This is a genomic window from uncultured Thermosynechococcus sp. (assembly GCF_937958135.1).
Lineage (GTDB): Bacteria > Cyanobacteriota > Cyanobacteriia > Thermosynechococcales > Thermosynechococcaceae > Thermosynechococcus.
The window spans coordinates 1-12,883 of the sequence record NZ_CALGOG010000051.1 but is presented as its reverse complement, the minus strand read 5'-3'; the positions used below and the strand labels follow the sequence as shown (position 1 = coordinate 12,883).

Genomic DNA, 12,883 nt, shown 5'->3' with positions numbered 1-12,883 from the left:
AACAAACTCTTAAGGTCTTTGCAAGCATGTTTATAATTCTCTCAGAAGCGGCAGTTCACCGCCCGTGAGGATTGAGTACCGTCTATCCTATGAAGCCCCGCATCTTAATCATTGATGATGACCCTGCGATCGCTGACGTTTTGGCAATTAACCTGCAAATGGCGGGCTACGAGGTTACAAAGTCCTTAGATGGGATGCAAGGGCAAGCCCTTGCTGTGCAACTCTCTCCCGATCTTATTCTTCTTGACTTGATGTTGCCTCAAGTGGATGGTTTTACGATTTGTCAGCGGCTGCGGCGCGATCCGCGTACCCAAGATATTCCGATTTTGATGTTGACAGCTCTCAGCCAAACCCATAACAAGGTGGAGGGGTTTAATGCCGGTGCCGATGATTATCTCACCAAGCCCTTTGAATTGGAGGAAATGCTGGCACGGGTACGTGCTCTTTTGCGACGGGCCGATCGCATTCCGGCGACCGCAGCACACCGAGAAATCCTCAGCTATGGCCCGTTGACGCTGATACCCGAACGATTTGAGGTCTCTTGGTTTGGTAAAATCATTAAGCTGACGCGCCTTGAGTTTGAACTGCTGCACTGCCTGCTGCAACGCCACGGCCAAACCGTTTCCCCCAGTGAGATTCTCAAGGAAGTCTGGGGCTATGACCCCGATGATGACATTGAGACAATCCGCGTTCATGTGCGTCACCTGCGCACAAAACTAGAACCCGATCCCCGCAGTCCTCGCTACATCAAAACGGTCTATGGCGCTGGGTACTGCTTAGAGCTGCCGAGTCATATTGAACCCCCCAATCCCTCTAATGTGTCCTAGGAATGGGAGTCTGGTGCCTTTTCTGGACTTTCTGTGGGCAATTTCAGTGACTTGAGGGGAACAGCCTCGGCGAAGATCTGCTCATTGATCGTCTCGCCAATCTTGCTGAGGCGTTCTTCCACAGCTCGGCGAAAACAGGTTTGCAGCTCGATGACCAAACTAGAAAAATCTTGGATGGCAGGGTTGAGGCTGAGGGTGTTCGCTGTGCGTGTGAGAATGCCAGCTCTGACGTAGTTAGCAATCGCCCGTTTGATTCCTTGCTGACTAATGCGGTGTTGTTGTCTGTGAGCTTGCTCAAGAATAATGTTGATTATTCGCTCAACAGGAGCATTGCGCGGGTGGTACTCAATTAACCACTTTCCCACCTGAGTCAGTAAAAAATCCGCCGCCACTTCCTCGGCAAAGATGCCACGGTAAATTGCGACTGTGTGAATGTTTTGGGGACTAGAGGTGCGGAGGGTATAGCCTTGCGGTAGGTTATTTCGCCAGCAGAGAATGGTTTTACCCGACCCACTGTTCACCGCAACGCCAATTTCCCCAATTTTTGATTGATTTTGCGCGGTTAAGTAGGCCACTAATTCAGAGGGCTTGAAAAAGCCAAATCGCAGCGGATCCAATTGGGGTGCTACAGATTTCATTTCTAGAAATACGTCATTGAAAACCATTCCCCGATCCAATTCCCGACGTTTTGCCGGATCGCGGGTGTAGTAGGAGAATAGCTCCAATAGTTTATCGGTTTCCCGTTGGCGAATTTCTGAGAGGGGAATTTGGTCATAATTCAGCGGTTCAATGGGCAGACGCCGAGGTGAGGGTAGTGCTGTGCGACTTTCTGCCCTGGATTGACGAGGTGTGGTGCCGTTTCTACCATTAATTGCGGGTACTGAGTCAATGAAGGGATTTTCAAGGAAAACAAATTGGTGGCACACCCGCTGAAAGCTATCACTGTCAGCGTTACGGTAAGCACAGCCAATCACGGTTTTACCGTAGTCCCGCAAGCGCAAGGCAATGGAGCCAAAGCCACCATCTCCGGAGATGAGTACAAAGGTATTGATATCGGGATGCTGATAGGCGAGGTCAATAGCATCAAGCGCAAGTTGAATGTCCGCTGCATTACGTTGATTGTGATTGCGACCATAGACCCCTATCCGCTCGATTTGCAATTCCTCCAGCTGCGCATTAAGGGCTTGGAGAACTTCATTTTGCCAGTTGCCATAGGCACGCTTGATGGCGATTTCTCCTAGATCAATGGCTTTTTTAATTGATTCAAAAATGTTTTCTAAGGAGACTAGCTCATTTACTCTGGCGGGATCCAGTCGCTGCCCTTGGTTAAAGACTAGGTTCTCAATGTCGCAGAGGACAGCGGTTTTTAGGGTGGTTGCCGGCGGCTGGGGTCTCTGTAGTAAGGTTTGAATGGTTTGCAGAGCAGCACTCTGGGTGTGCAGGGTTTCAATGAGCGTCTCCAATTGTTGTGCCGTCGGCGTGTTAACGGCAGCGTCCCTGAGATTGTCCTTGAGGGTTTGCAATGTCTGTGCTATCTCGTTGCGAATCGGACGCAAGGCTTCGGGAAACACTTGGTGCAGTTGCCGTTCAAAGTCGGTGAGTTGTCGGCGTTGTTGCTCGAGTTCTTGCAGGAGAAGTACCTTGAGTTCTGGGGTCTCTGGGGAGGAAGAGAGGAAGGTCTGAATATCTCGAAGGAGGCGATCGCTCTGGCGTTGGTTCTTCTCAATGAAGGGAGCACTGGCAAGGGCACCGATGCCACTTCCTAAAAGTGTGGCTAAGGGTTGTTGGGGTTGAATCAGGGTGGTAATACCACCGAGGGCGATCGCGCTAACGGGGGCAATAAACCAAAGCTCAGGTTTCATTCAAAATGCAGTAGGAATTACAGGAATTAGCAAGTTATGAAAGTTATGATAGCAAAAAATGTTTAGACACTGAGTTGAGCTTGCCGTAGTTGACCACAGGCAGCTTGACGGTCTAGACCCCGCGATCGCCGGATGCTTGCAGTAACACCCAGGGCTTGTAGTTGTGCCAGAAATTGTCGCAATCGCTGCTCGGTGGGACGCCGGTAGGCCGCCTCGGCAATGGGGTTGTAGGGGATCAGATTCACATGGCTTTGAAATCCCCGCAACAGGTGCGCCAGTTCCTCCGCATGGTGGGGGCGATCGTTCACCGCAGCGAGAACTGTATATTCAAAAGTAACGCGGCGACCCGTTTGCTGTACATAGGCACGACAATCGGCAATTAACTGGCTGAGGGGATAGTGCTTGGCACTGGGAATGAGTTGCTCCCGTAGGCTTTGGTTGGGGGCATGGAGACTGACGGCAAGGGTGGTTTGCAAGTGGTGCTGTGCTAGGCGCTGAATTTGTTGGGGAATGCCTACAGTGGAAATCGTTATGTGCCGCTGACCAATACCAATATCACGGTTGAGGCAGGTGACGGCTTGGAGGACGGCCTTTAAGTTCAGCAGGGGTTCGCCCATACCCATAAACACGACATGGCTGACGCGACGCCCCATTTCACTTTGAATGGTCAATACCTGATCGATGATCTCATGGCTAGCCAGATTGCGGCGATAGCCCCCTTTACCCGTGGCACAAAAATCACAGGCCATCGGACAGCCCACTTGGGAAGAGACACACGCCGTCAGGCGATCGCCACTGGGAATGCCCACCGTTTCAATAGTTTCGCCATCGGCCAGGGTCAAGAGGAGCTTCACAGTGCCATCTTGGGCATCATGGCGATAGCGAAGTTGAGAGCGGCCAATTGCCACCTCAGCGAGGGCCTCACGCCACTGCTTGGGAAAAACCGTAATTTCTTGGAGCGATCGCGCCCCTTTTTGATAGATCCATTGATGTAATTGCTGCCCCCGATAGCCGGGTTGTCCTTGAGCTTCAACCCATGCTTTGAGTTCTGCTGCGGACTGTCCCAGCAGTACCATAGTCTTAAACCAATTAAACTGCCCTTTGATCCTAACAAACTGTTAACCTAACCTCGGACTTCATCCTCGTGAACAAGGCCAACGGCAAAAATTTAACCTCGGCTAAAATGTTCACCATCAGCGGGGGCGGGCACTCGGATTACGATTGATTGACCGATGCCGTCAACAGTTGCTGCAGGTACATCTGAGCGGGGGGATAGTCAGGGTTAAATTCTAGGGTCTTTTGAAAATAGGCAATGGCGCGATCGCGCTCTTGCAAGGTCATGTAGGTATAGCCAAGGCTGTAAGCAGGCTGAGTGGTCATCCACTGGCGATCGAAAGGTTCGGCGCGATCGTAGGTTCCCCCCTCAAAAAGATCTAAACAGCGGTGAAAGTAGGGCAAAGCTCCCCGAGGTAAGCCCAATTCAAAGATGAGTACCCCCGCCACATAGAGCAGAGGCGGATAGCGGTCAAAGAAACGCAGGCCATAGCTGAGGTAGTATTGAGCCGTTTCATAGTCCTTGGCTTCAAAGGCACGGTAGCTGACCCAAAAGAGGAGATGACGCAGCCATGTTGTCTCCTTCGGAAGGATTCCCTGTTCAATGGCAGGGGCGATCTGCTCAAGGGCTTGCTCGTACCAAGCTTGGGCCCGCTCATTATCCCCACAGGCAGCGTAGTGGTCGCCCAGACAGACGAGGGTGAGAAGTCGGCGATCGCCCTGCTGCACCATTTTTTCAAGAATGGGGATATTGCGATCGCGAAGCTTGGCTAGGAACTGCGCTCGGCTTTGCTGACTGTGGTGCAGGAGATAGACCCCCTGGAGTTCCCCCAGAACGGCTGGACGTTCCCGATAATGCAGTTGCTCGTGGAGTGCCCCGACAAAGTGCAGATCGGGGAAGCGGCGGCCAAAGCGGACATTCCAAAACTCGCTCCAGTGGCGATCCTCTGCCTGTTCACGGCGCAACAGACTCCACTGATTGATGGCACCGGCACTCTCGGCGGTCAATTGATCTCGCCATCGGGGATCTGTAACCACCAATTCCTCATCGGCATCAATGTAAAAGACCCACTCCCCCGTGGCGTAGGCTAGGGCGGCATTGCGAGCGGCGGCAAAATCCGCTTGCCAGACAACGGAATGGACATGGGGAGTAAATTCGCGGGCAATGGCGATCGTGTTATCCGTAGAACCCGTGTCCACAATAATTATTTCATCTACCCAAGGCTGAACCGACTGCAAGCAGCGCCGTAATTGATGGGCTTCGTTTTTGACAATCATGCACAGGGAGAGCCACGGAGCCATAGCAGCAAGGCACTACAGCCGCTTCAGATACTTGGCTTCCAGCAAAAAGGCACCCCGCTCTAGGCGCACAACCCAGTAGTTGCCCGGCTGTTGACCTAGGATCACCCCTTCTTCACCAACAGTCAGGATGCTGGATGGACGCAACATTGGCATCGGTTCTGCGGTTTTGACATAGGGGGGCAGTTCCACAAGGCGAACGCGATCGCCCACTGCAAAGGCTTCTTCCATTCCCACCAAAGGATGCTCAAAATTGGCAATGTTGATAACACAATTTCCGCTCTACCGTCTAATATACCGCCTTCACCGCTGGAATTTTTGGCAAAAACTTTAGAGTGTCTTCAAGTAGCTCAATAGGTCGGCCATGTCTTGGGGTTGGGCTTGAAACTTGGGCATGGGGGGGGTATTGCCGCTGATGATTTGTTGAATGAGCTGCACTTGCGATCGCCGGTAACTAATCTGCACAAGACTAGGCCCCACTTCTCCTTTGCCCTCAATGCCATGACAGCCGGCGCAGTTGAGAATAAAAATTTGCTCGCCGCGACTGGGATCGCCCACCGCTGCCCTTACGGATTGGATGTAGGGATCCCGCAGGGGCAATAGGAGAGAAGCCCCCCAACCGCCGCCTACCACCAGCACTGCCAAGATGGGCAGCAGCCAGCGCCATACCGTTGATCTAGCCCCAACCGTGTTGACCAAACCCATTACTTATCGGGAGAGATTAAAAATTGTTTATTATTGTTGCAACTGCATTCTAAACCCTGAACTTAGGGAAATTCAAGCAAGTGAGTAATTATTCCTAAGCTGCTGTACCCCTACCCCGAAAGCGATGATAGACCATACGCAAAGCTTGGCGATCGCCGACATTGCCGGGAAACAGCACCACCGGTAGCTCTGGAAAGCGGGGATGATCGGCGCCCGTACGCACAACGGAGCAGCCGGGAAGGACTTGCCCTAAGAGACGAACCGTGGCTAGGTTTAAGCCCTTGCTCAGAACATCGTTAGAAGTGATGCCTCCTTTACTGATGAGGTAGCGCAAATCGGCGGGTAACTGTTGGACAATTGCCATCAATACCTCAGAGACTCGCTGCCCAAAGGCCAATCGTGTTGCTGCATCCGCGAAGGTTAGCTCTTCGCGACTGGTAAAGATGACGGGGGTTTTCCCACCGGCGATCGCCTGATCCACCGCCGCCAAGACTTTGCCGATGATTTCAGGTTCAGCCGCTGCACTGTCGCGCAATCGTGCTACTGGCACTTCAATGGGCAACACATCGGGTTCCTCCAGCAGGGCGGTCAGTTGCTCAGTGGTTTTGCGCACGTGGGAACCTACTAAAACTGCGCCATAGCGACCTGGGCGGCAATAGGCGGCCATTGCCTCTGGGGGGGTGGGCTGGGGGGGCAATTGGGCGAGGGCAGTCAGTAAACTCGCGGCACTGCGAAACAGAAAGCGTTTGCCTTGACCGGTCACCTGAAGCACCGCCGTTGCAAATTGGTCTAAATCCCCTTGGGTCTCGGCATCCACAACAGCACAGACATTGCCGGTTAACTGAGTCAAGCGCCTGAGCAGGGTCTCTGGATTGCGGACATCGGCAAGGACAAAGCGCTCTACGGCTGTTGCCGGAATCCGCCCTTGGGTCTTTTCGGCTACATAGTCGGGCAAGTAGCTGTGGTTGTAGCCAAAAACGGAATCGCGGGCAAACTCGGTTTCATGGACAGGCACAGGGTGACCGTCAACGAGGAGGTAGTGCCGGCTATCGCGGGTGATCCGCCCCCCCTCCAGAAAGGCAGGCACCAGAAAATGGGCATCAAAGGGGCCCAGTTCAGCGGCAATCACGTCCGTTTCAAGGGGATAGTGGCCGCGGAGCGTAGAGTCGGAGCGACTGACAACAATGTAATCGGTTGTGCCCGTTTGGGCGATCGCTTCCTTCAAATGGCGACAGACTGTGCGCGTTACCTCCGCCGCGATTTCCGGTGCCAAGGCACGGGTATTGGTGAGGATAAAAAAGATAGGCGCAGCATCGGTGAGGCCACGACAGAGGGTATCCACATCCCAGCGGGTCAACAACAGGCAACTGTGCACCGTTTGCGAACCGGTGGGGTCATCATCTAAGACAATAATTTTTGGGCGCGTCACCGAAGGTATCTCCGACACTCTTTCGTTTGCAGTGTATCATCGGGGCGATCGCTCATCGGCACTCAATTGCCGCCAGTTGCCACCGGTGTGCCCATCCCAGTGCAAGGAAATAGTCGGATGATTGCTCCTCACTGTGTTCTTCGCCGTCCGTTTCCCTCACCTGTTCGTATTCGCGGCTAACACGCATGCGCCAGTGGACACAGGGCACTTGCTTCCGCTCGCAGATCAGGGGCTGATCCCCCCAATGCGACCAGAGACTTTCACGTATTCCCGCAGATTGCAATTTGCTGCTACAGATAGGGCAAATCGGCGGTGGTTGAGGGAGTGGCAAGGGTAAGGCTGAGAAGCTTTAGGCGATAGTGAAGAAGACAATCGCCACCACTCGCAAGAGGCCGGCCACAACGCCCCTCGGAGATGCCGCAAAACAGGGTTGCCCATTCCTAGTTTAGGGCTGAGGAGTCTAGAGGTTAAGGAGCGATCGCCTGCCCTTCGGCATCCTCAAGCACAAAGCCGGCATCGGCAATCATTTGCCAGTCTTGGTGGGGGGCTTGGCCGGGGGTGGTGAGGTAGTCGCCAACAAAAATAGAGTTGGCAGCATAGAGACCCAGGGGTTGGAGCGATCGCAGGTGTACTTCGCGGCCACCGGCAATACGAATCTCTTGGCGCGGCAAAAGCAGCCGAAAGAGCACAAGAATCCGTAAACAGTGGCGGGGATTGAGGGTGTGCTGTTCTGCCAGAGGCGTTCCCGCAATTGGAATCAAAAAGTTGACGGGGACACTGGTCACCTGCCGCTGCCGCAACGCAAGGGCAAGATCAATCACGTCGTCATCGGATTCCCCCATGCCCAAGATGCCCCCAGAGCAGGTGGGAATGCCTGCCGCTTGGAGATTGGCCAAGGTCTGGTCGCGATCGCCAAAGGTGTGGGTAGTGCAGATTTCACCGTAGAAGGTTGCCGAGGTATTCAGGTTGTGATTCACCCGATCCACGCCCGCTGCCGCCAGCCGTGCCGTTTGCTCAGGGGTAAGCAGACCCAGACAGGCACAAATTTTTAGGGGGTAGCGTTCCTTGACCGCCCGAATTGCAGCAAGGACCTGCTCAAACACCTTTTCGGTGGGCGATCGCCCGGAAATCACCATGCAAAACGTGCCGGCCTTGAGTTGAGCCGCGCGCTCGGCTGCTGCCAGAATTTTCTCTTGGGAAAGCAGGGGATACTTTTCAATCTCAGCGGCGGAGATTCTTGATTGGGAGCAGTAGTGGCAATCCTCTGGACACAGACCACTTTGGGCATTGAGGAGATAGTGCAGTCGTACGCGATTGCCCCAGTAGTGATAGCGCACGCGGTAGGCTGCCGCCAATTGATTCAGGAGTTCGGTGTCAGGAGCCTGTAGCACTGCACGGGCTTGCTCGCGGCTGAGGCATTCGCCGGCAAGGGCTAAATCGGCAAGGGCTTGCCAATCACTGGTTAACACTGTGCTCATGGGGTCTTTCTTTTAGCTACGCAGGGTAATAGCATATTTTTCCACTAGGCTGTCGCGGATGCGCTGGTGCAGTTCATTCACTTCTGCCTCGGTGAGGGTGCGATCGCTGGCGCGGTACCGCAGACGAAAGGCCAAACTGCGCTGGCCTTCAGGGACGCCTGGGCCACTGTACTCATCAAAAACCTCAACACTCTCAAGGAGAGAGTCGCGCCCCCCGGCAGCTTTCCAAATGGTGCGGCTCAGTTCAGCCACAGTGAGATCCGCTGGCGCAAAGAAGGCCAGGTCGCGATCGCTGGCGGGATAGGTTGAAAAGGGTTGGAAGGTGATTTGGCAATAGCGTTCCTCAAGGCGGCTCAGGAGCACCTCCAAATCCAGTTCAAAGACATACACCGCCGCCGGCAAGTCTAGGGTAGCCGCATACTGGGGGTGTAATTGGCCAAAAATACCGAGGCGTTCTCCATTCAGGCAGAGAGCCGCTGTCCGTCCCGGATGGAGCCGTTCATCTTGGCGATCGCTTTGATATTCCACCTGCAGACCAAACCGCTGAAAAACACTCTCCAGAACACCCTTGGCTTCGTACCAAGTTAAGGGCTGGGGCTGCTGAGAGCGACGCACCCATTTCCCCTGCCAAGGATCGCCACCCATAATGCCACCGAGGCGATCGCTTTCCCACAACCCCTCTTCATCTTGGCCAAAGACACGGCCAATCTCAAAGCCATTGAGAGGCGGGTTCCCCTGTTCTTGGTTGTAGCGGAAGGCCTGTACCAAACCCGTAATTAAATCCGTACGCAGGGATGAAAACTCGGCCACGAGCGGATTCACCACCGTGACTTGGTTGGGCTGTCCCCCCTTGACCCAAGAATAGTGCATCAGTTCGGTGAGACCTGCCCCCCGAAAGGCTGCCCGCAGTTCCCGCAGCAGTGTCAGTTCTGGGGGTAATGCGCCCACCTCTGCTTGCGCTGGCAAGGTTTCCTCAAAGCGGTCGTAGCCATAGAGCCGGGCAATTTCCTCAATTAAGTCCACCTCCCGCTCAATATCACGGAAGCGGTAGGGAGGCACGGTTACAGACCACACCACCTGTTCCTCCCCAAAGGTTTTTTGACGGCTAAGGCGAAACCCCAAGCGGTGCAGCAGCTCTTCTACCGTTGCGGCGTCTAGGTAGGCTAGGTCGTCGCTCTCGTCTTCGGCAATCACTGCCCCTAGGAGGCGATGCACTTGTTCCAGCCGCAGGGTCAGGGTGCGTTCTAGGGGGGGTCGCCGATCCACGAGGGTAGTGTAGGCAACTGTCCCTTGGGCAAGCTCGGTTAGCAGGGCGATCGCTTCTGCGGTGGCGGCCTCCAGTTCTGCGAAATTCACGCCCCGTTCATAGCGAGCGGAGGCTTCTGTGCGCAATCCTTGGGCACGGCTCGATCGCCGAATTACTGGGCTGGCAAAAAGGGCGGCTTCAAGGAATACATTCTTTGTTCCCCTGTAAACCTCTGTGGCTTCACCCCCCATCACGCCCGCAAGGGCAACGGGTACGTCACCAGCGGTAATCAGCAGATGATCTGAGTTCAACAGCCGCTCCTCGCCATCGAGGGTTTTCAGGGTTTCCCCTGCCTTGGCAAAGCGCACTCCCACTGTCACTGGGGTCTGGCCAGCAACGGCCTGGAGGCGATCCCAATCAAAGGCATGGAGGGGCTGCCCCCATTTCAGGAGAATGTAGTTGGTAATATCTACAACATTATTGATGGCACGCAAACCGGCAGCCTCTAGGCGCTGTTGGAGCCAAGGGGGCGAGGGCGCAATCTGAACATTGGTGATGAGGGTGCCACAGTAGGCCGGGCAAGCCTGGGGGTCAGCGATTGCCAGTTGTACAGGCGCCTTGGCACGGGATTTTTTCGGAGCGATCGCCCTTGGGCTAGGGAGTGTCAAGGGCGCACCAGTAAGGGCTGCTACCTCGCGGGCAATGCCCACCATACTCAAGGCATCTGCACGGTTGGCGGTGGAGGTCAAGTGCAAAATGACATCATCTAAGCCAAGAAGGGGACGTACATCTTCACCCACCGTCACTCCATGAGCGAATGTGTGAATACCCTCAGATTCCTTGGCTAAACCCAATTCCGCAAGGGAGCAGATCATGCCCTCAGACTTGACGCCCCGCAGTGTTGTCGGTCGAATTTTCAAATCAATTTTGGCCAAATAGGCTCCCGGTAATGCCACTGGCACATACAAGCCGGCTGCGGCATTCGGTGCCCCACAAACAATGGTGCGGGGTTCTCCTTGACCCACATCCACTTGGCAGACACGCAATTTCTGTGCGTTGGGATGGGGTTCACAGGCCAAAATGTAACCCACAACAACCCCTTCCGCCCATGTGCGTCGATCTTCAATCTCTTCGACTTCAAACCCCGCCATCGTCAGGCGATCGGCCAAAGTCGCCACATCCAGATCAACAGCCACTAATTCCCGTAGCCAGCGAAGGGAAACCCGCATGGAATCCTCAAAAAAACGTCATACTCTGCCATTTTTCAGCCTACTCTCCTCCGATGGCATTGCACAAGTGAGTCGGGATGCAGCAAGGATTTTAAGAAGGATTGCCGATGCCAAGGGGTCGGACCATACTGGATAAGGGCTTGACGGTGTTGGGGGGTTCCATAGCCCACATTGCGTTCCCAGCCGTACTGGGGATAGTGGCGGGCTAGGCCTGCCATAAGGCGATCGCGCCACACTTTGGCAATGATTGAAGCACAGGCAATGGTGTAGCTGTGGCGATCGCCCCCCACAATGGCCGTTACCTTTGCAAAGGGCGCCGTTTTTGTTAACTTGCCGTCAATCAGAGCGTGATCCCAAGGGGCAACCCGTGCAAGGGCACGTGCCATTGCTCGATAGGTAGCTTGCAGAATGTTCACCTGATCAATTTCCCTCACACTAGCACTGCCAATGCCAATAGCGATCGCTTGGTTACAAATTTCTGCAAAGAGGCGCGATCGCTGGCGGCCACTCAACAGCTTGGAATCCCGCACCCCTGGAAGGGGCACACAGTCCACAGGCAGAATCACGGCTGCCGCTACCACTGGCCCTGCTAAACAACCGCGACCCACTTCATCCACACCAACAATACGGCAATACCCCTGCCGCCAGTAGGTCTGCTCATAGATCAAACTGGGCAGCCCCATACCTAGTGGCCAATCCCGACATAGCGAAAGCCCAGAGCTTCTAGCCCCCCACGATCCAAGAAATTGCGGCCGTCAACGATCACAGGTTGGTGCATCACCTTGGCCAATTCCCCATAATCCACCTCTTGGAACTGGGGCCAGTCCGTCACCAGTACTAGAGCATCACAGCCGTCGGCGAGGTGCAGCAGATCCGTTTCCACAATCACATGGGAAAGACCTGAGCGTAGGCCGGACTGGGACACAAGGGGGTCATAGGCCTTCACCTTGGCCCCCAAGCGATGCAGCTCCTCAATCAGATTCAAAGCAGGGGCGTCCCGCAGATCATCGGTGTTGGGCTTAAACGTTAGCCCCAAAAGGCCAATGGTCTTACCCTTGAGGATTTTGAGCACCTGTTGCAGTTTTTCAATGACAACAAAGCGTTGCCGCTGGTTCACTTGAACGGCTGCTTTGAGCAACTGGGCATCGTAGCCGTAGTCCGCCGCCGTGTGAATTAAGGCCGAGACATCCTTAGGAAAACAGGAGCCGCCCCAACCCAAGCCCGCTTGGAGAAATTTCTCACCAATGCGGGAATCTAAGCCAATCCCCTTGGCCACTTGAACCACATCTGCACCCACGCGATCGCAAATATTGGCAATTTCGTTAATAAAGCTGATTTTAGTTGCTAAGAAAGCATTAGCAGCGTACTTAATCATTTCTGCCGAACTAAGATCCGTCACCAAAACAGGCACGGGGGGTAAGCTGGGATCAACTGCGTACTTGCGCTCAATGATTGGTGCATAGAGTTCTTGCATGATTTGAATGGCCTTGCGGCTACTGCTGCCCAAGACAATGCGATCAGGATTAAAGGTGTCATAGACCGCTGAACCTTCCCGCAGAAATTCAGGGTTACTGACAACATCAAAATCCAAAGGCGGATGGGTGGCTCCAGCTTTAATCGCATCGGCTAACGCCGGTTCTCGCTCCACAACACCATCCAAAATGATCATCCGCACCCAGTCCCCTGAGCCAATCGGCACGGTGGATTTATTGACAATGACCTTGTATCCCAAAGACAAATGGGCTCCAATGCCCC

12 protein-coding genes are annotated in these 12,883 nt (G+C 54.3%); 1 reads left to right on the top strand and 11 read right to left on the bottom strand.

Annotated elements, in window-relative coordinates:
• Positions 1-89: 89 nt before the first annotated feature.
• A complete protein-coding gene (locus Q0711_RS06425; protein WP_298611842.1) occupies positions 90-827 on the top strand; it encodes a response regulator transcription factor in 738 nt (245 codons plus the stop codon).
• On the opposite strand, the gene Q0711_RS06420 is transcribed toward Q0711_RS06425, so the two are convergent.
• From Q0711_RS06420 to Q0711_RS06370, 11 genes are all read right to left on the bottom strand, one after another.
• Positions 824-2,689, bottom strand: coding sequence for an NYN domain-containing protein (locus Q0711_RS06420; protein WP_299042005.1), 1,866 nt, complete (start codon positions 2,687-2,689; stop codon positions 824-826). The two genes, Q0711_RS06425 and Q0711_RS06420, sit on opposite strands and share 4 nt — an antisense overlap.
• A gap of 62 nt (positions 2,690-2,751) precedes the next feature.
• The gene (gene rlmN / locus Q0711_RS06415) at positions 2,752-3,765 is read right to left on the bottom strand and encodes a 23S rRNA (adenine(2503)-C(2))-methyltransferase RlmN (RefSeq protein WP_298611848.1); all 1,014 of its coding nucleotides are present in this window, start codon (positions 3,763-3,765) and stop codon (positions 2,752-2,754) included.
• Positions 3,766-3,904: 139 nt separating this feature from the next.
• Positions 3,905-5,044, bottom strand: a complete 1,140-nt coding sequence (locus tag Q0711_RS06410) for a TPR domain-containing glycosyltransferase (protein ID WP_299042002.1) — start codon at positions 5,042-5,044, stop codon at positions 3,905-3,907.
• A gap of 12 nt (positions 5,045-5,056) precedes the next feature.
• The gene (gene sipA / locus Q0711_RS06405) at positions 5,057-5,272 is read right to left on the bottom strand and encodes a regulatory protein SipA (protein WP_298611854.1); all 216 of its coding nucleotides are present in this window, start codon (positions 5,270-5,272) and stop codon (positions 5,057-5,059) included.
• A gap of 99 nt (positions 5,273-5,371) precedes the next feature.
• Positions 5,372-5,746, bottom strand: coding sequence for a cytochrome c (locus Q0711_RS06400; protein WP_298611857.1), 375 nt, complete (start codon positions 5,744-5,746; stop codon positions 5,372-5,374).
• A gap of 94 nt (positions 5,747-5,840) precedes the next feature.
• Positions 5,841-7,175 (bottom strand): four-carbon acid sugar kinase family protein, encoded by a 1,335-nt coding sequence (locus Q0711_RS06395; RefSeq protein WP_298611860.1) that lies wholly within the window; start codon positions 7,173-7,175, stop codon positions 5,841-5,843.
• 52 nt (positions 7,176-7,227) lie between these two features.
• Positions 7,228-7,383, bottom strand: coding sequence for a hypothetical protein (locus Q0711_RS06390; RefSeq protein ID WP_299041999.1), 156 nt, complete (start codon positions 7,381-7,383; stop codon positions 7,228-7,230).
• 259 nt (positions 7,384-7,642) lie between these two features.
• Positions 7,643-8,644, bottom strand: a complete 1,002-nt coding sequence (gene bioB / locus Q0711_RS06385) for a biotin synthase BioB (RefSeq protein ID WP_366142483.1) — start codon at positions 8,642-8,644, stop codon at positions 7,643-7,645.
• A gap of 21 nt (positions 8,645-8,665) precedes the next feature.
• Positions 8,666-11,128 (bottom strand): phenylalanine--tRNA ligase subunit beta, encoded by a 2,463-nt coding sequence (pheT, locus tag Q0711_RS06380; RefSeq protein WP_298611869.1) that lies wholly within the window; start codon positions 11,126-11,128, stop codon positions 8,666-8,668.
• Between the two features lie 35 nt (positions 11,129-11,163).
• Positions 11,164-11,811, bottom strand: a complete 648-nt coding sequence (locus Q0711_RS06375; RefSeq protein ID WP_298611872.1) for a ribonuclease HII — start codon at positions 11,809-11,811, stop codon at positions 11,164-11,166.
• Positions 11,812-11,813: 2 nt separating this feature from the next.
• A partial coding sequence (locus tag Q0711_RS06370; protein ID WP_299041996.1) for a UDP-glucose/GDP-mannose dehydrogenase family protein occupies positions 11,814-12,883 on the bottom strand: 1,070 nt, incomplete at its 5' end.